The organism is Pantoea sp. BRR-3P (assembly GCF_039621635.1).
GTDB lineage: Bacteria > Pseudomonadota > Gammaproteobacteria > Enterobacterales > Enterobacteriaceae > Pantoea > Pantoea floridensis.
In genome coordinates this window covers 375,857-393,320 of sequence record NZ_CP155066.1, presented here as the reverse complement: position 1 = coordinate 393,320, position 17,464 = coordinate 375,857, and the positions used below count along the sequence as shown (strand labels likewise).

Below are 17,464 nucleotides of genomic sequence, written 5' to 3'. Positions count from 1 at the left end.
TTAGTAGCCCTCAGAATCAAGGTCGGGGCGGAACATGTCACTTTGCAAGCGGTTCACTTCGGTTTCCAGCGTGCCGTCCGGTTGCAAGGTAAACCAGCGCCAGCCAGGGGCGAGCGTATCAATGGTGAAGTTGGTGCAGTGAGGTTTGAACTGTACGCAGGTTGACGGCGAAGCCAGCACGCGACGGCCATGCCAATCGAGATCGAGTTCCTGATGAATATGACCGCACACCAGATTTCGCGCACGCGGGAAGTGTTGCAACACCGCTTCCAGCTGATGAGGATTGCGTAAACTGTGCTGATCTAACCAGGTACAGCCGGAAGCGAGTGGATGATGGTGCAGCAGCACCAGCGTATGACGCTCCGGATATTTGCGCAGAGCGCTATCCAGCCACTCCAGTTGATATTCACTCAACATGCCGTGCGGCACGCCAAACACCTGGCTATCCAGCAGTACCAGCTGCCAGTGATCGCCTAATAAGACATGCTTGTCTGACTTAATGCCGGCATCAGCTAAGGTATCCACCATCGCTGGCTGAAAATCGTGATTACCCGGCAGCCAGACGCAAGGCTTTGGCAGGCGTGAAATGCCCGCTACAAAGTGTTGGTAAGCTTCAACGGTGTGATCCTGAGCGAGATCGCCTGTGGCGATAATCAGATCATAGTTATGCTGCTGTGCCTCAATGGCGTCCAGCACGGCATCAAAACTCGACCAGGTATTCACCCCAAGTAGCGATTGATGTTTTCCAGCAAAAAGATGGGTATCCGTGATTTGTAAAATCCTGATATCAGACCCATCTACCGCAGGAAGAGTTAGCAGGCTATCCAAAGCGTTTCCTTAATCTCCACGCCATCGTTGCTTTTTACGCTATCAGCAGACCGGTACGGCCACAGCGCCGTGCGCCAGGCAGTAGCGCAGCCAATCCGCAAGGAACTGGTTAATCTGATGTTTTTCATCGCGCTGATGCAGTTTTTTATTAGGATAATCATAGCGCGCTTTAAAACGGTAGATCTGTTTAGTGGAACACACTTCAGCGACCATCGCATCATGATAGAGCCGCACGGACATGGATGGCAGGCTCCAGTAGCTCACCGCCGGCGCCACCTGGCGCACTTCAACCAGCGTGGTGTAGCGCGTTGATTCTTCGATGGTGAGCTGATAACTGGCGCCGTTCACCTGATAAATCACCGATGCGCCTGCTTCGTCATTACGCGGCAGCAGGCGGCGCAGCTGAGCGAAATTGGTTTCGCACAGACGCATCATTTCGGGAAAGTCAGGGGTGTAGCGCTGTTTCATTTTAGCTTCCACTCTTCTCGTAGTTTTTCATGGTGCAACGCCAGCCATTGCAAGGCGATGACAGATGCTGCGTTATCAATTATCCCCTCTTCCACCCAGCGATAGGCCTGTTCACGGCTTACCACATGGACAAGAATATCCTCATTTTCTTCCTCCAGCCCGTGATTTCCCTCTGCCAGGCTGGCATCCACTTCGCCCACCAGCACCGACAAACGTTCAGACGTTCCGCCCGGGCTGGCTAAGTAATTCACTATCGGTTTGACGCGACCAACCTTGAGGCCGGCCTCTTCTACCGCCTCACGGCGCGCGACATCTTCCGGTGTTTCACCGGTTTCGATAATGCCGGCCACCATTTCCAGCAGCCAGGGCGTTGGGCTGGAATCATAAGCCGGGATGCGGATTTGTTCGATCAGCACCACTTCGTCACGTAAGGGATCATAGGGTAGCAGCACGGCAGCGTGACCGCGCTCAAAAACTTCGCGTACCACTTCACCACTCATTTCGCCATTAAAACGGCGGTGACGAAAACGGTAACTCACGATGGAAAAAAAACCATCGTAACGCGTTTCGCGTGCAATAATTTCTACATCGTTTTTTGTGAAAGTCACAGGGGATTTTTTTTCACTTACCATCGTCTGATTCCTTATGCAGATTGGGGTGGAGCAAAGAAAAGCCAAGCCCGCCGCTCCGTCCGAGTGGTTCTTTTTGAATTAATTGCGTAAATTAGGGGAAGAAGGCACGTTCAGCCAACTTATCTCTGACGCCGCCTCTGTAGAATCGGCGATTATTTTTTTGGCTTACCTGCAGCGCTACCAGTGCAATTTGCTGCAACAAAAGGAATGCAAATGAAAAAACTGCTCCCACTTTTTATTGGACTGAGCCTGGGCGGATTCAGCCTGGCCAGCCAGGCAGAAAACCTGTTGCAGGTCTATCAGCAGGCGCGCCTTAGCAACCCCGATCTGCGTGCTTCCGCTGCGGATCGCGACGCTGCATTTGAAAAGATCAATGAAGCGCGTAGTCCTTTATTGCCGCAGCTAGGCTTGGGCGCAGATTATACTTATAACAATGGCTACCGCGACAGCAGCGGACTTCATTCCAACACGACCAGCGCGTCTCTGCAATTAACTCAAACTATTTTCGACATGTCGAAATGGCGCGCGCTGTCACTGCAGGAAAAAGCGGCTGGTATCCAGGACGTCACTTATCAGGTTGCCCAGCAAGACCTGATTCTGAACAGTGCAACTGCCTATTTCAACGTGTTGAAGGCGATCGATACGCTTTCTTACACTGAAGCACAGAAACAATCGATCTACCGCGAATTGGATCAAACCACCCAGCGCTTCAACGTTGGGCTGGTGGCGATCACTGACGTTCAAAACGCCCGCGCGCAATATGACAGCGTACTGGCTAACGAAGTGACTGCCCGCAACAACCTCGATAACGCCGTGGAATCGCTGCGCCAGATTACCGGCATGGATTATCTGTCGCTGGCTTCACTGAATATCGATCGTTTTAAAACGGCGCGTCCCGATGCCGTTGCTGCGCTGCTGAAACAAGCTGAAAGCCGTAACCTGAACTTGCTTTCTGCACGTCTGAGCCAGGATCTGGCACGTGAGCAGATTCGTTCAGCAGAAACCGGCCACATGCCAACGCTGGATTTGACGGCCTCAACCGGTATGTCTAACAGCAAATATGGCGGCAGCCGCGCGAACCAGAGCGCAAGCAGCACCGACTCAATTACCGGTTCTAACCAGGTTGGCCTGAGCTTCACCATGCCGCTGTACAGCGGTGGTTCTGTGACTTCACAGGTGAAACAGGCGCAGTACAATTATGTTGCCGCTAGCGAGCAGCTGGAAGGCGCGCACCGTAGCGCGGTGCAAACCGTCCGTTCCTCATTCAACAACGTGAATGCGTCTATCAGCAGCATCGATGCCTACAAGCAGGCGGTTGTCTCTGCGCAGAGTTCACTTGATGCGATGGAAGCCGGCTATCAGGTGGGTACGCGTACGATCGTGGATGTGTTGGATGCCACCACCACGCTGTTCAACGCTAAACAGCAGCTTTCTGACGCACGTTACAGCTACCTCATTAACCAGCTGAATATTAAATATGCGCTGGGTACGCTGAACGAGCAGGATCTGCAACAGCTGAACAGTTCACTCGGCAAAGAGGTGACGACAGCACCCGAAGTTGTTGCACCGGAAAACAACCAGCAAGCCGCCCGCGTGGATAACGGTCCGCAGACAACAGCGCCTTCAAGCGCCGCACGAGCGCGTCCCGCTGCCGCCCGCAGCAGTGGAAATCCCTTCGGTAATTGATTTATAAAGGGGTCGCTTGCGGCCCCTTTCGCATTCAATCGTATAACAACGTAAAGATCCCCTCTCCCTCTGGCGTCACGCTTCATTTTCCACCACTCATCCCCTATCCTAACCCCCACCTTTGGGCACAGGATAAAGATAATGAAACGGACGAAAAATATTCGCCACGCCGCTTTCCGTAAAAGCTGGCAGGCACGCCACTTAACGCCGGTTGCATTTGCCGTTAGCGCAGTGTTTATGCTGGCAGGCTGCGAACAGAGTGACGAAACGGTTTCCCTCTACCAAAACGCGGATGATTGTGCAAAAGCCAATCCAGGCGAGAGCGCGCAATGTACCACTGCGTACAATAACGCCTTGAAAGAAGCCGAACGTACCGCGCCAAAATATGCCACGCGTGAGGATTGCGTTGCAGAGTTTGGTGAAAATCAGTGCCAGCAAACGCCGGCGCAGGCAGGCGTTGGTACCACCGCGAATAACGCGGAAGCACAGCAAAGCGGCAGCTTCTGGATGCCGTTGATGGCCGGTTACATGATGGGGCGGATGATGGGCGGCGGCGCAGGCTTTGCCCAGCAACCGCTCTTCTCACCGAAGAATCCAAATAGCCCAGCAAACGGCAAATTTGTTGATGCAGCGGGTAAAAATTACGGTAATGCCACCTCAGGCCGCACAATGAACGTGCCAAAAACCGCCATGGCACCTAAACCGGCAACCACCTCCACCATTACCCGCGGCGGTTTCGGTGACAGCGTGGCAAAACAAAACACCATGCAGCGCAGCAGTGCCTCCGGCACCAGCAGCCGTTCGCTGGGAGGCTAAGCCGCAGCATGCAACGTATTGCAATCAGCGAGCGCCCAGACTGGCGTGAAAAAGCAGCGGAGTATGGCTTCCAGTTTCACACCATGTATGGCGAGCCGTACTGGTGTGAAGATGCTTACTATCAGTTCACGCTAGCGCAGGTTGAACAGCTGGAAGAGACCACCGCCGAACTGCATCAGATGTGTTTACAGGCCGTAGAAAAAGTGGTGAATAGTGAGGCGCTACTCACCCGTTTCTGCATTCCTAAGCACACATGGGATTTTGTGCGTGAGTCCTGGAAGCTACGTCAGCCTTCACTTTATTCGCGCCTCGATCTGGCATGGGATGGTAAAGGTGATGCCAAACTCCTGGAAAATAATGCCGATACGCCAACCTCGCTGTATGAAGCGGCATTCTTTCAGTGGATCTGGCTAGAAGATCAAGTTAAAGCGGGCAATCTGCCGCACGGCAGTGACCAATTCAACAGTCTGCAAGAGAAGTTGATTGATCGCTTTGCCACACTGCATCAGCAACACGGTTTTAACTGGCTGCACTTTTCCTGCTGCCGGGACACCGAAGAAGATCGCGCTACGGTGCAATATCTGCAGGACTGCGCTACCGAAGCCGGGCTGCCGAGTGAATTTCTCTATATTGATGAAATTGGGTTAGGCGAAAGAGGCCAGTTTACCGATGTAAACGATCAGGTTATCAGCAACCTATTTAAACTCTATCCGTGGGAATTCATGCTGCGCGAAGTATTCTCTACCAAGCTCGCGGATGCCGGTGTCCGTTGGCTGGAGCCTGCGTGGAAAAGCATTATATCCAATAAGGCGCTGCTGCCGCTGCTGTGGGAGATGTTCCCAAACCATCCTAACCTGCTGCCCGCCTATTTTGCAGATGACAAAAACGCGCCGCAGATGGATAAATATGTGGTGAAACCGCTGTTTTCGCGCGAAGGGGCCAATATTCGCATCATCGAAAATGGTCAGGAGATCGCGCGTGCCGACGGCCCGTATGGCGAAGAAGGCATGATTATTCAGCAGTTCTATCAGTTACCTAAATTTGGTGATAGCTACACGCTGATTGGTAGCTGGCTGATTGACGATCAACCTGCCGGCATTGGCCTGCGTGAAGATCGTGCCTTGATCACTCAGGATCTGTCTCGCTTTTATCCCCACACTTTTATTGAGTAAACGCTGCGCCGCCCGCAATCCTCGGGCGGCCAGAATAGTTAACCAACCTGCACTGACATCATACTGATCGCGCCCATCTCCATCCCTTCCACCGGGAGCGTAATCGCTTCATCAGCGGCGCGTGCGCCCAGAATATACAGCAGCGGCAGATAGTGTTCCGGCGTTGGGTTTGACTGCTGCGCATCTGGATGTTGCATAAAATTCACCAGAGGATGATCCCCCACCTCGCCCTGGAAGCTCAGGTTCTCACGTACGAACTGATTAAAACTCTCTGCCCAGGGATAAGCGGTTTCTGCTCCCTGCCAGCGCAGCATACGCAGATTATGTACCACGTTACCGCTAGCAACGATCATCACACCTTCGTCGCGTAACGAGGCTAGCCTTTGCCCCACTTCGTAGTGCCATGCGGCGGGTTGAGTGCCGTCGATACTCAGCTGCACAACGGGAATATCGGCAGCTGGATACATTTTTGCCAGCACGCCCCAGGATCCATGATCAAATCCCCACTCCTGATCGGCCTTGACTGCAATCGGCGCCAGTAAATCAATCACCTGCTGCGCTAAATCGGGCGATCCAGGCGCCGGGTAGCGCACATCAAATAGCGCTTGTGGGAAACCGCCAAAGTCATGGATGGTGCGTGGATCCTTCATCGCCGTCACGGCCGTACCCCGCGTATACCAATGTGCCGAAACGGCGAGAATAGCGCGCGGTCGCGGCAATGTGGCACCTAAATGCTGCCAGGCTTGGGTATAACGGTTATCTTCCAGGACGTTCATTGGGCTGCCATGACCAAGGAACAGCGCGGGCATACGGGTGTGGCTCATGATTAATCCTCTGGCGAATTGTAGCTTTGTTAACCGCTACGATACGCGCTTTCATGGCCGGATTAACGCTGATAAGCATGATGCTCTTCATCAGTTAATTTGAACAAATTTTCCATTGAAACGCCCATGGCTTTTCCCCTGACGTCAACACACCGGCTTAACCACTTCCCCTTTTCTTTTTGAAGCAAGATTCGTCGCAATCTTACCAATGATATCTCCAGTTATCAGGCACATAGCTTGCAGGCAGCGGCGAGCCAGACAGGTCTTGTTACATCGCCGAAATCTGATTCTTACACTCCACTCGGTTTAACAAACATGAGCGGTGGAACATTATGTTAATTGAGGCGGCAATATTGTGCCTGGCGATGAATATCTACCATGAAGCGCGTGGTGAACCGATTAAAGGACAAATAGCCATAGGTACGTTGACCATGAACCGCGCAAAGGGGGAGATCAAAGAGATCTGCCCTGTGGTGTACGCACCGAAGCAGTTCTCCTGGACGTCTCTCAGAAAAAAACCTTATCGTTCTCCGCCCAGAGAAGACAAGAACTGGCAGCAAGCCAGAAAGCTGGCGAAAAAGATCGTAAAGGGGGAATTAAAAGACGTGACGAAAGGAGCGACCTTTTTTCACGCACACGGTGCTAAACCGGCATGGCGTCATACGTTCCAACGCACAGTGGTGATTGGTAATCATGTGTTTTACGCCAAACGAGCACGCATAAAAAAAGCCGGATAGTGTCTCCGGCCCTTTCTATTATCATCATCCAGTTAGCTGGCCTGACGCGTCTCGCGCTGACGGCGATATGCAACCAGATCTTCGATGGTGACAACCGGCATATCATGTTGCTTAGCAAACACAATCGCTTCTGGCGCATGCGCCATGCTGCCATCATCGTTGGTCAATTCACACAGCACGCCTGCAGGCTTGAATCCTGCCAACGTCACCAGATCGATGGTGGCTTCAGTATGCCCACCACGTGTCAGCACACCGCCTTCACGCGCACGCAGCGGGAAAACATGGCCCGGACGATTTAAGTCAGAAGGCTTAGCGCCATCCGCTACCGCAGCACGAATAGTGGTAATGCGATCGGCTGCAGAAACGCCTGTTGTTACGCCGGCTGCAGCTTCGATTGTTACAGTAAAACCGGTGCCATAAGCGCTGGTGTTATCTTCAACCATCATCGGCAGTTCAAGCTGTTTGCGATGCTCTTCAGTGATACAGAGACAAACAATGCCGCTACCGTGGCGGATAGTTAACGCCATCTGTTCAACGGTCATGGTTTCTGCAGCGAAGATCATATCGCCTTCGTTTTCACGATTTTCATCGTCAAGCACCATCACACCGCGACCATTACGCAGCGCATCAATGGCGCGTTCTACACGCTGTTCAGGCGTGCCAAATTCAGAAAGAAGCGTCTGATTCATGGTAAAAAACCTTATAAAAATATGAGTTACCAGAACCAGGGCGTGCTTAGGAGTGCGTACAAAACACATGGCAATAACGTGACGCGGGCAAAGCCCGGCAGATGTCGTTACCCTCTCCCATCCGGACTCTAACCGTCGGCTCCGGAATCACACCGGATCTGCTGACCTATTACTTTGCAGTGATAGCGCTCGCGGGCTTTCAGCAGACGCTGATTTACCGCCGGTGGGGAATTTCGCCCCGCCCTGAGAATAAGCGGATAAACTATAACGCCAATCATCTGGTCGGGCAATCGACAAAAGTGCAAATGCTTTTGCATTTCCTGCGTTGCGGAATTCAGGTTTAACCTTTTCGTTTCAGGCATTACACTTAATAGCTATTAAGTCCGAACACGCACTGCTATCGGCCACCGTAATCAGGAAATCATCATGATCGACACGAAAAAAATTGAACAACTGGCTCGCCAGGTACATGAAGCTATGCCGAAAGGTATTCGTGATTTTGGCGACGATGTCGAAAAGAAAATCCGTCAGGTTTTGCAGGCGCAATTGACGCGCATGGATTTGGTCAATCGTGAAGAGTTCGATGTACAGACGCAGGTTTTACTGCGCACACGTGAGAAACTTGCCGCACTGGAACAGCGTTTGGCGAAGTTGGAAAGTGAGAGCCCAGCGGCACCGGCTCCAGCGATTATCACGCCCGATCCGGCTGGCAAAATCGATACTCCGCAGTAATGTATTTGGCGGGAGAGATTCTCCCGCCAGCTCAAGCTTAATGGCTGCGAATGGTTTTGATGATGTTGCTGGTTGAAATACCATCTTCAAAGTTGAGCACACGCACGTCGCCGCCGTTCGCCCACACTTCTTTGCTTCCCGCGATATCTTCCGGCTTGTAATCGCCGCCTTTCACCAGCAGATCGGGCAGGACTTCAGCGATGAGACGCTGTGGCGTATCTTCTTCAAACAATACTACCCAATCAACGGCTTCCAGCGCACCCAGCACAATCATGCGGTTTTCCTGCGGATTCACCGGACGCGTTTCGCCTTTCAGCCGCCTGGTAGAAGCATCGCTATTTACCGCCACAATCAGGCGATCGCCTAACTTACGCGCATTGGCCAGATAGGAAACATGGCCCGCATGCAGGATATCGAATACTCCGTTGGTCATAACCACTTTTTCACCGCGCTGGCGCGCCTGCGCCACAGCGGCTTTCAACTCTGACTCATTCATCACGCCAAAACCGCTTTCCGGACGAGCATGAATGGCGTTCTCCAACTCAACGGTGCTGACGGTGGAAGTACCCAACTTGCCTACCACCACACCCGCCGCCGCATTGGCGAGGAAACAGGCATCCTCCAGGCTATCGCCCGCCGCCAATACCGCCGCCAGCACACCAATCACCGTATCACCGGCACCGGTGACGTCATACACTTCCTGCGCCTGCGTGGGCAAATGCAGCGGCGCTTTGCCGGGTTGGAGCAGCGTCATTCCGTTTTCTGAGCGGGTAACCAGCAGCGCGGAGAGTTCGAAATCGGCAATCAGCTGCATACCACGGCTGACAATCTCATCAACGGTTTTGCATTTACCCACCACGGCTTCAAACTCAGACAAATTAGGTGTCAGCAGCGTCGCACCACGATAACGTTCGAAATCCGTGCCTTTTGGATCGATCAGCACGGGCACATTGGCTTCACGCGCCAGCTGAATCATGGTCTGTACGCTATTCAGCGCGCCTTTAGCGTAGTCTGACAGTACCAGCGCACCCGCCTGCTTCAGCGATTGACGCATGCGATCGTGAATCGGCTGCGGATCCACTTCCTCAAACCCTTCTTCGAAGTCGAGGCGAATAAGTTGCTGATTACGGGATAACACGCGCAGTTTGGTAATGGTCGGATGGCTTTTTACTGCTACAAAATCGCAGTCAACCTTCACTTTCTGCAGCGTTTCGCTTAACACTCGCGCGGCATCGTCAGCACCGGTCAGACCAATCAGGCGAGATGCAGCACCGAGCGCGGCAATGTTCATCGCAACGTTAGCCGCACCGCCCGGACGCTCTTCAATGGTATCCACTTTTACCACCGGTACCGGCGCTTCCGGCGAAATACGGCTGGTTGGGCCATACCAATAGCGGTCCAACATCACGTCGCCGACGACCAACACGGTGGCCTTGCCAAAGGTGGGCAGTGTTACTTTCATTCCAAAGACTCCAGACTACGGTCAAAATTATGCGCGGATAATACCATATACCCTTCCTACGTTAAGTTGCAGGGTTTCGAAGCCCTATGGCTCACTGTCCCGCGCGATCTGATTCGGCAACGTTCAACCAACGCTGCCAGCTGCTGTTTACCACCGCTCGCTCAGCGGCAAAGGCGTCGGGCGCAACATGTCCCGGTAATTCCTGTAGCGCAAGATGATGTAGCGCATCACGCAGCGTTACGTAGGCGTGCGTCAGTGCCTGTGCCTCATCTTCCGGCATGATGTGATGCCGGGCCATCAGCTCAAATATGCGCACGTTATCCGACCAGCGCGTCAATGCGGGCTGTGCAGCGGCGTAGCCTAAGACAAAGTATTGTGCGATGAATTCAATATCGGTGATACCGCCCTCATCGGTCTTAATCTCCCAGCGGCCTTTATGTTTATTGCTGAGATGCGCGCGCATTTTTTCGCGCATTTCGCGCACTTCTTTCTGCAACGTATCGCGCTCTCGCGGCAGGCAGAGAATACCGCGCCGGATATCATCAAAACGTTCGCAGAGCGCCGGCTCACCGAACACAATGCGCGCGCGCACTAATGCCTGGTGTTCCCAGGTCCAGGCTTCGCTACGCTGATACTCGTTGAAGGCAGCAAAGGTGCTCACCAGCATCCCTGCGGCGCCAGAAGGACGCAGACGCGCATCCACCTCATACAAAATGCCGGAGGAGGTACGCGTGCTGAACAGATGCATCACGCGCTGTGCCAGGCGTAGATAGAACTGGCGGCCATCAATGACGCGTTCACCATCCGTTTCTGCATCATCAGGGCAATCGTGCAGGAAGACCAAATCGAGATCGGAGCTATAACCCAGTTCCCAGCCACCGAGCTTGCCATAGCCCACCACCGCGAAACCCCGTTCGCTATCGCTGGTGAGATGTGATGGACGCCCATAACGTTGCACCATCATTTGCCAGGCTTGCTGCACCACCGATTCAATTATCGCCTCCGCCAGCCAGGTTAAGTGATCGCTCACTTTCATGACCGGCAGCGTTTCAGCAATATCAGCAGCGGCAATGCGCAGATGCTGCGCCTGCTTAAATTGGCGCAGCGCTTCCAACTGTTGCTCTTCGTCATCGGTGGGGATGCGCAGCAGATACTGACGTAACTCATCGCGGTACGCATCGGTAGCGGTAGGTTGATAAAGGGTTGCCGGATCGAGCAGCTCATCCAGCAGCAGCGGATAACGCGCCAGCTGGCTGGCAATCATCGGTGATGCGGCGCAGAGGCGAATCAGATGGCGCAGCGCGCCATGATATTCGGTTAACAACTCGAGATAGGTACTGCGCGTCAACACGCCCAACAGCAGCGGCGTCAGGCGGTTCAGCAGCACATCCGCATCCTCGCGTGGGCAAACCTCACTGAGCAGACGCGGCATCAGCTGATCAAGCGCCAAACGCCCGCGCGGGCCAATAGTACGGCGACTCACATCCTGGCGAAAATTGTTTAGCGCATTGTAAAGCGCGTGACGCTGCGCATCATTCAGCTGCGGCACTACCGGAATAAGGTCGTTCTCTTCCAACGTGTCTTGCCATAGCCCGGCAAATTCAGCCAGCTGTGGCTGATCGTCAACGTCAGGCGCATCGTCACCAATCAACTCATCAAAGATGGCGCGCACGCCAGCCATGTGCTCTTCAAGCTGTACCATCAGCGCATGCCAGTCCACCGCGCCCATTGCCCAGGCTAAGCGCTGGCGATCGAGTTCATTTTCCGGCAGCGTTTGCGTCTGCTCGTCATTAATACTTTGCAGAAGGTTTTCCAGGCGACGCAGGAACAGATAGGCTTCACGCAGATGTTCAACCTGCTGCTGGCTAAGTAAAGCCAGTTCGCCAATCGCTTCAAGCGTAGGCAGCAAGGATCGTAATTGTAGTGAGCGCTCACGTCCTCCTCGAATCAGCTGGAATACCTGAACGATGAATTCTGTTTCACGGATACCGCCCGCACCGAGTTTGATGTTGTCTTTCAAGCCCCTTCGGCGCACTTCGCGGGCAATCATACCTTTCATGTTACGCAGCGACTGGATCACGCTGAAATCGATGTAACGCCGATAGACAAACGGGCGCAGCATTTGCTGCAATTCCTGGCTCCAGTGGCCACGGTCATCGCCCATCAGCCGGGCTTTAACCATCGCGTAGCGTTCCCAGTCGCGCCCCTGTTCCTGGTAATAATCCTCCAGTGCAGCAAAGCTCAGCACCAGCGGACCGCTGTCACCAAACGGGCGCAGGCGCATATCCACGCGATAGACAAATCCATCTACCGTCGGCTGATCGAGCACTTTGATCAGACGCTGGCCCATGCGCGTAAAGAACTGTGCATTGTCGAGTTCGCGCCGTCCGCCGTGCGTGACACCGTTTTCCGGCCAGGCAAAAATCAGGTCGATATCAGAAGAGAAGTTAAGCTCGCAGCCACCCAGTTTGCCCATACCCAGGATCAGCATCGGTTGGGCTTCTCCGGCGTCATTGCAGGGGGTGCCGAAATCACGGCTGCAATCCTGCCATACCCAATCGCGCGCTGCCGCAATCAGAATTTCCGCCAGCGTGCTGAGCTGCTGCAAGCTCTGTTCCGTGCTGGAGTGCTGCAGCGCCTGCATCCAGGCAATACGCACCAGCATATGCCGGCGGAACAGACGAAGTTCGCGCATCAGGGAGGATTCGTTATCAACCGCTTGCAGCGCGTCATTCAGCCAGCGGGCATAGTGCTGCCACTCATCTGGTGCGGGCGCTTGCTGCTGCAAATGCTGCCACCATTCCGGATGCTGCTGCAGGTTATCGAGGATAAAGTCACTAAAGGTCAGCGCACCAGCCTGTTCTGGCGTGAACGCTGAGAGTGGCAAACCAAGTCGCTCTGCCACATTAGCCAACTGCGCCTGCATCAGCGCTGGTAACGGTAACAACATCGTCTCTCCCTGATTGGATTTTTCGTTAGCGTTTGATTCCGCTATTGAGCCAGAACGGCGCGGGCCGAATAGCGAGATTAGCCAGATGAATTAAGCCTCGCTCCTGCTTTTCCCGAATGGCATGCTGCAATTCCTGCCACCCTTCCAGCCAGCTATTAACATCCTCGGCCGGATAGGCGCCCGCCAGCAAATTAACCGCCAGCAGCTGACGATTTAGGCGCGTCGCCTTATCCTGAAACTCATTGAACAGCTGAACGCCATCGAAGGTTTCTCTGAGGTCGGCTGCAATACGGCTCAGCATAATATCGCTGAAGCGTTTGAAGGATCCCTGCAATTTGCTGCGACTCTTATCGTCGAGCCAATTCTGCCACTGAGACTCAACCAGCCAGTGAGTAAGCGCTAACTGGGCTTCGACGGAGGTGAGTGAGAAGCAGGCTGCTTCCGCATTGTTCTCTTCATCAGCCAGCATCTCTTCAAGACGGGTCAACTTCTGACGCAGATCGCTGCTGGCCTTACGTGGAACCAAAGCACCAAACAGTGAAAAGGCCTGGCGCAGCGTTTCCAGCGCTTCAATCACCGACGCTTTGGCATTTTTATTGCCGCGCAGCCAAACTTCTTCATGATATTGCCAATGCGTCAGCGCGGCGGTCATGGCGTTGATCATGCCCTGCTCCACCGACGCTTTGGCGGCGATTTTCTGCAACGGCAGTGCACGCACTGGACGAGGCAGATTGCCTTGCGCCAGCTGATAGCCGCGCGCCGCTTTGCTCAGGCTGCCGAGGCGTAATCCACCCAGCGCAATCAAAGCATCAGCAAACTTCAGCAGGTCATCGCGCTGCCCGCTTTTAAGCTCAAGCTCAACTTCATACAACGGCTCACTGAGCTCACCCGCCGTCACCTCACCGCGATCAAACGCCACTTCAATTTCACTGCCGCCAAACTCCACCAGCCATGTTTCACGCTGGAAGTGGGTGCTAAACAGCGGTTGCAGTTGCGATTGCAGCGCAGTGATATCGGTGCCTGCTGGCCAGATTTCAGTGGGAAGACGCGCAATATCCAGCTGTGGCTCCGTGAGATCAACGTTGTACTCCGGACGCTGATGCAAGCCACCCACGGTTTTACCGGCGGCTTTCAGCGTCATTTCATAACGTTGATCAACGCCGCGAATGCGCAGGCCCATATCCCAGCGACGCAGCTGGTTGTCGTCGGTTTCATAATAGATGTTAGTCAGATCGCGCGCGGCGAAATGCTGATGTGGCCAGGCGGCAAGCTTTTCAGCCAGTTTTTCGGCGGCTTGCGGAGTGGCAATGAACTTTAATTCGATTTCAATGGTCATAATTTTTTATTCAATACGCTGCTGGCACTTACGAGTTTAATCTGGCGAAGAGTAATGCACCGGAAGCCCGCTGTCTCCGCTTTCTTGTGCTTTTACGACCCTTTTCGCACCAGATTGAGACCAGGATAGTTCTCATTCAGATTTATGAGAAGCGTCTCCAGACTGTGCCGGTAATTTTACGCCATTAAGAAAAAACGATATCGAATGAAAAAAATCACACTCGCTGCTCTTTCTTTGCTGGCTTTCAGCGCCATCACACCTGCCCATGCTGCTGACGAAAAGCGTTATATCTCCGATGAATTATCCACTTGGGTGCGCAGCGGCCCAGGCGATCAATATCGCCTGATTGGCAAGCTGAACGCCGGAGAGGAAGTCACCTTACTGCAAACCAACAGTGATTCCCAATATGGCCAAATCCGTGATGCAGAAGGTAAAACTAACTGGATTCCACTGTCGCAGCTGAGCGCCAATCCCAGCCTGCGCACTCGCGTGCCGCAGCTGGAGCAGCAGGTTAAAGACCTGACTGCGAAGCTGGCGAACATCGATAACAGCTGGAACCAACGCACCTCCGAGATGCAAAACAAAGTCGCCAACAGCGACGGCACCATTGACGGCCTTAAAGCTGAGAATCAGAAGCTGAAGAACGAGCTGATCGTCGCGCAGAAGAAAGTCAGCGCCGCGAATGTGCAGCTGGATGACAAACAGCGCACCATCATCATGCAGTGGTTTATGTATGGCGGCGGCGTGCTGGGCGTGGGCTTACTGCTGGGTCTGCTGCTGCCGCACATGGTGCCGCGCCGCAAGAAAAACGATCGCTGGATGAATTAACGCGCCATGTAGATTTGTTCTTTTATTCAAGGGGATCGTAAGATGCCCTTTTTGTCGTGCCCGATTTTTAGCCAAAGTATGCAACAATAAAGCAACAAGCGTGTTGTGCACGCAATTTCTGATTTGCTTCTGGAGTGGTTGAGTGAAGACGTTTCTGGTCGGTGGCGCAGTGCGCGATGCCTTGCTGCGTTTACCGGTAAAAGATAGAGATTGGGTGGTAGTCGGCGCTACACCCGATACCATGCTGGCGGAAGGATATCAGCAGGTAGGCCGGGATTTTCCGGTTTTTTTGCATCCGCGCAGCCGTGAAGAGTACGCGCTGGCACGAACAGAGCGCAAAAGCGGCAATGGTTACACCGGTTTTGTGACGCAATTCGCGCCTGACGTCACGCTGGAGCAGGATCTGCAGCGCCGCGATCTTACCATCAATGCCATCGCACAAGACGAAAGTGGTGAGCTAATCGATCCTTACGGTGGCCAGCGCGATCTGGCTCAGCGCCAGCTTCGCCATGTTTCTGCCGCTTTTAATGAAGATCCGCTGCGAGTGCTGCGCGTGGCGCGTTTTGCCGCCCGCTTTGCCCACCTTAATTTCCGGATTGCGGATGAAACCCTGGCGCTGATGCGTGAAATGGCCGCCAGCGGTGAACTGGCTCATCTCACGGCAGAACGCGTGTGGAAAGAGACGGAAAAAGCGTTGCTGACGCATAATCCGCAGGTCTATTTCCAGGTACTGCGTGATTGTGGCGCGCTGCACGTCTTGTTCCCGGAAATTGATAACCTTTACGGCATCCCTGCACCAATCAAATGGCACCCAGAAATTGATACCGGCATACACGCGTTGATGACGCTGACGTTATCCGCCGCGCTCTCGGATCAGCTTGATGTCCGTTTCGCCACGCTCTTTCACGATGTCGGCAAAGCGCTAACGCCAGCGGACAAATGGCCTAGCCATCATGGTCACGGCCTGGCGGGAGTGCCCATCGTTGAAGCGCTGTGCCAACGCCTGCGCGTGCCGAATCACGTGCGTGATTTGGCGTTGGTCGTCACAGAATTCCACGACGTGGTGCACACCATTGAACGTCAGCCGGCCGATGCGCTCATCGCGTTGTTTGATCGTATAGACGCCTGGCGCAAACCCGATCGCGTAGAGAAAATGGCACTGACCAGCGAAGCCGATGCGCGCGGCCGAAGCGGCCTGGAAAGCATGGCTTATCCGCAAGGCGATTATTTGCGCCTGGCATTTACGCTAGCGCAAGCGGTGCCCACTAAAGAAGTGGTTGCGGCAGGTTTTAAAGGGGCTGAAGTACGGGAAGAGTTAACGCGTCGACGTATTGCGGTACTGCAGGCGGAATTGATTAACGCGCGGCCAGCGTAACCGGCCGCGCAGGATAACTTACATAAAGATGGCGTAAACCACGGCCGCGATAATGAAGCGGTAGATGGCGAAAGAGACGAACGAGATACGCTTAATCAGCTCCAGGAACACTTTGATTGCCAGCAGCGCCACAATGAAAGCGGTCACGAAACCTACCGCAAACATCGGGAGATCCTGCATCGTCAGGAATCCCAGACTCTTATAGAGATCAAGGCCGGTTGCACCAATCATCATCGGCACCGCCAGAATGAACGAGAATTCCGACGCCGCATAACGGCTTACACCCATCAGCATACCGCCCGAAATTGTCGCTCCCGAGCGAGAGAAGCCCGGCCACAGCGCCAGACACTGGAAGCAGCCAATCATAAATGCCTGGCGATAGGTAATGTCATCCACGCCAACGGCTTTGGGTTGTTTTGGTTTGAAATACTCGGCCACCAACAGCAGTACACCGCCGACAACCAGCGCGTACATCACGTTAATCGGGTTAAACAACGTTTTGATTTGATCGTGCAGCAGCAAACCAATTACCACCGCCGGCACCATACCCAGCAGAATATGAATCAGCGTTAACCTTCCGGTCCCTACACCTTCGTGTTTGACCTCACCAAAGTGAATGCCGATTAAACCAAACAGTCGGCGCCAGAACATCACCACCACAGCCAGAATCGATCCCAACTGGATCACCACTTCGAAGGTTTCGGCGGTCTCGCCTTCAAAACCTAGCAGGTGGCCAACAATAATCATGTGGCCCGTGGAAGAGACCGGCAGGAATTCCGTGAGGCCTTCTACAATCCCCAGGATTGCAGCTACCCAAAGCTGATGAATGTCTGCCATCAAAATTTATCCTCTATCCGTTTTAAACAGTAAAAAGGCGGTCGCAAAGGGCTACCGCCTGAAATTATGCCTGCGCTACGCTGAAGGAAACC

Annotated in this window: 16 protein-coding genes and 1 riboswitch; of the genes, 7 read left to right on the top strand and 9 right to left on the bottom strand. The window is 53.8% G+C overall.

The genetic code is table 11. The features are described from left to right. From cpdA to nudF, 3 genes are read right to left on the bottom strand one after another with little or no spacing between them, the layout of a single operon-like run. A complete protein-coding gene (cpdA, locus tag AAGR08_RS01945) occupies window positions 1-828 on the bottom strand; it encodes a 3',5'-cyclic-AMP phosphodiesterase (RefSeq protein WP_345828260.1) in 828 nt (275 codons plus the stop codon). 42 nt (window positions 829-870) lie between these two features. Further along, the gene (locus AAGR08_RS01940; RefSeq protein ID WP_008103400.1) at window positions 871-1,296 is read right to left on the bottom strand and encodes a DUF1249 family protein; all 426 of its coding nucleotides are present in this window, start codon (window positions 1,294-1,296) and stop codon (window positions 871-873) included. Continuing rightward, the gene (nudF, locus tag AAGR08_RS01935) at window positions 1,293-1,928 is read right to left on the bottom strand and encodes an ADP-ribose diphosphatase (protein ID WP_097095985.1); all 636 of its coding nucleotides are present in this window, start codon (window positions 1,926-1,928) and stop codon (window positions 1,293-1,295) included. The genes AAGR08_RS01940 and nudF overlap by 4 nt, the downstream gene beginning before the upstream one ends. A 213-nt stretch (window positions 1,929-2,141) precedes the next feature. On the opposite strand from nudF, the gene tolC reads away from it, so the two are divergent. From tolC to AAGR08_RS01920, 3 genes are all read left to right on the top strand, one after another. Further along, on the top strand, window positions 2,142-3,614 hold the full coding sequence (gene tolC / locus AAGR08_RS01930) for an outer membrane channel protein TolC (RefSeq protein WP_097095984.1): 1,473 nt from the start codon (window positions 2,142-2,144) through the stop codon (window positions 3,612-3,614). A 141-nt stretch (window positions 3,615-3,755) separates the two neighbouring features. Further along, window positions 3,756-4,430 carry a DUF1190 family protein gene (locus tag AAGR08_RS01925; protein WP_345828258.1) on the top strand — a complete coding sequence of 225 codons (675 nt, stop codon included), beginning with the start codon at window positions 3,756-3,758 and terminating at the stop codon, window positions 4,428-4,430. An 8-nt stretch (window positions 4,431-4,438) separates the two neighbouring features. Further along, window positions 4,439-5,602, top strand: a complete 1,164-nt coding sequence (locus tag AAGR08_RS01920; protein WP_345828256.1) for a glutathionylspermidine synthase family protein — start codon at window positions 4,439-4,441, stop codon at window positions 5,600-5,602. 38 nt (window positions 5,603-5,640) lie between these two features. On the opposite strand, the gene ygiD is transcribed toward AAGR08_RS01920, so the two are convergent. After that, complete coding sequence (gene ygiD / locus AAGR08_RS01915; protein ID WP_345828254.1) at window positions 5,641-6,426, bottom strand: 4,5-DOPA dioxygenase extradiol; 786 nt, start codon at window positions 6,424-6,426, stop codon at window positions 5,641-5,643. Window positions 6,427-6,758: 332 nt separating this feature from the next. Here ygiD and AAGR08_RS01910 point away from each other — a divergent pair, with 332 nt between their 5' ends. Beyond that, the gene (locus AAGR08_RS01910; protein ID WP_345828253.1) at window positions 6,759-7,163 is read left to right on the top strand and encodes a cell wall hydrolase; all 405 of its coding nucleotides are present in this window, start codon (window positions 6,759-6,761) and stop codon (window positions 7,161-7,163) included. A 32-nt stretch (window positions 7,164-7,195) separates the two neighbouring features. On the opposite strand, the gene ribB is transcribed toward AAGR08_RS01910, so the two are convergent. Then, the gene (gene ribB, locus AAGR08_RS01905; protein WP_097095979.1) at window positions 7,196-7,852 is read right to left on the bottom strand and encodes a 3,4-dihydroxy-2-butanone-4-phosphate synthase; all 657 of its coding nucleotides are present in this window, start codon (window positions 7,850-7,852) and stop codon (window positions 7,196-7,198) included. A gap of 105 nt (window positions 7,853-7,957) precedes the next feature. Continuing rightward, a riboswitch (FMN riboswitch) is annotated at window positions 7,958-8,107 on the bottom strand. 171 nt (window positions 8,108-8,278) lie between these two features. On the opposite strand from ribB, the gene AAGR08_RS01900 reads away from it, so the two are divergent. Beyond that, entirely contained in the window at window positions 8,279-8,584 is a 306-nt protein-coding gene (locus tag AAGR08_RS01900; RefSeq protein WP_008103418.1) for an accessory factor UbiK family protein, read from the top strand. 37 nt (window positions 8,585-8,621) lie between these two features. On the opposite strand, the gene hldE is transcribed toward AAGR08_RS01900, so the two are convergent. The 3 genes from hldE to AAGR08_RS01885 form a co-directional block, all read right to left on the bottom strand. Beyond that, complete coding sequence (gene hldE, locus AAGR08_RS01895; protein WP_345828251.1) at window positions 8,622-10,046, bottom strand: bifunctional D-glycero-beta-D-manno-heptose-7-phosphate kinase/D-glycero-beta-D-manno-heptose 1-phosphate adenylyltransferase HldE; 1,425 nt, start codon at window positions 10,044-10,046, stop codon at window positions 8,622-8,624. A gap of 91 nt (window positions 10,047-10,137) precedes the next feature. Beyond that, entirely contained in the window at window positions 10,138-12,996 is a 2,859-nt protein-coding gene (gene glnE / locus AAGR08_RS01890) for a bifunctional [glutamate--ammonia ligase]-adenylyl-L-tyrosine phosphorylase/[glutamate--ammonia-ligase] adenylyltransferase (RefSeq protein WP_345828249.1), read from the bottom strand. Between the two features lie 25 nt (window positions 12,997-13,021). Beyond that, the gene (locus tag AAGR08_RS01885) at window positions 13,022-14,332 is read right to left on the bottom strand and encodes an inorganic triphosphatase (protein ID WP_097095976.1); all 1,311 of its coding nucleotides are present in this window, start codon (window positions 14,330-14,332) and stop codon (window positions 13,022-13,024) included. Window positions 14,333-14,536: 204 nt separating this feature from the next. Here AAGR08_RS01885 and AAGR08_RS01880 point away from each other — a divergent pair, with 204 nt between their 5' ends. Together AAGR08_RS01880 and AAGR08_RS01875 are read left to right on the top strand one after the other, a co-directional pair. Further along, window positions 14,537-15,160 (top strand): TIGR04211 family SH3 domain-containing protein, encoded by a 624-nt coding sequence (locus AAGR08_RS01880; RefSeq protein WP_097095975.1) that lies wholly within the window; start codon window positions 14,537-14,539, stop codon window positions 15,158-15,160. Between the two features lie 142 nt (window positions 15,161-15,302). Further along, a complete protein-coding gene (locus AAGR08_RS01875; RefSeq protein ID WP_345828248.1) occupies window positions 15,303-16,535 on the top strand; it encodes a multifunctional CCA addition/repair protein in 1,233 nt (410 codons plus the stop codon). Between the two features lie 18 nt (window positions 16,536-16,553). Here the strand turns inward: AAGR08_RS01875 and bacA are convergent, their stop codons facing one another. Continuing rightward, complete coding sequence (bacA, locus tag AAGR08_RS01870) at window positions 16,554-17,372, bottom strand: undecaprenyl-diphosphate phosphatase (RefSeq protein WP_097095973.1); 819 nt, start codon at window positions 17,370-17,372, stop codon at window positions 16,554-16,556. Between the last annotated feature and the right edge of the window lie 92 nt (window positions 17,373-17,464).

Bases quoted from the DNA above. Each gene is read 5' to 3' on its own strand.
- AAGR08_RS01940 (WP_008103400.1), bottom strand. From the start codon at position 1,296: ATGAAACAGCGCTACACCCCTGACTTTCCCGAAATGATGCGTCTGTGC.
- nudF (WP_097095985.1), bottom strand. From the start codon at position 1,928: ATGGTAAGTGAAAAAAAATCCCCTGTGACTTTCACAAAAAACGATGTA.
- tolC (WP_097095984.1), top strand. From the start codon at position 2,142: ATGAAAAAACTGCTCCCACTTTTTATTGGACTGAGCCTGGGCGGATTC.
- AAGR08_RS01925 (WP_345828258.1), top strand. From the start codon at position 3,756: ATGAAACGGACGAAAAATATTCGCCACGCCGCTTTCCGTAAAAGCTGG.
- AAGR08_RS01920 (WP_345828256.1), top strand. From the start codon at position 4,439: ATGCAACGTATTGCAATCAGCGAGCGCCCAGACTGGCGTGAAAAAGCA.
- ygiD (WP_345828254.1), bottom strand. From the start codon at position 6,426: ATGAGCCACACCCGTATGCCCGCGCTGTTCCTTGGTCATGGCAGCCCA.
- AAGR08_RS01910 (WP_345828253.1), top strand. From the start codon at position 6,759: ATGTTAATTGAGGCGGCAATATTGTGCCTGGCGATGAATATCTACCAT.
- ribB (WP_097095979.1), bottom strand. From the start codon at position 7,852: ATGAATCAGACGCTTCTTTCTGAATTTGGCACGCCTGAACAGCGTGTA.
- AAGR08_RS01900 (WP_008103418.1), top strand. From the start codon at position 8,279: ATGATCGACACGAAAAAAATTGAACAACTGGCTCGCCAGGTACATGAA.
- hldE (WP_345828251.1), bottom strand. From the start codon at position 10,046: ATGAAAGTAACACTGCCCACCTTTGGCAAGGCCACCGTGTTGGTCGTC.
- glnE (WP_345828249.1), bottom strand. From the start codon at position 12,996: ATGTTGTTACCGTTACCAGCGCTGATGCAGGCGCAGTTGGCTAATGTG.
- AAGR08_RS01885 (WP_097095976.1), bottom strand. From the start codon at position 14,332: ATGACCATTGAAATCGAATTAAAGTTCATTGCCACTCCGCAAGCCGCC.
- AAGR08_RS01880 (WP_097095975.1), top strand. From the start codon at position 14,537: ATGAAAAAAATCACACTCGCTGCTCTTTCTTTGCTGGCTTTCAGCGCC.
- bacA (WP_097095973.1), bottom strand. From the start codon at position 17,372: ATGGCAGACATTCATCAGCTTTGGGTAGCTGCAATCCTGGGGATTGTA.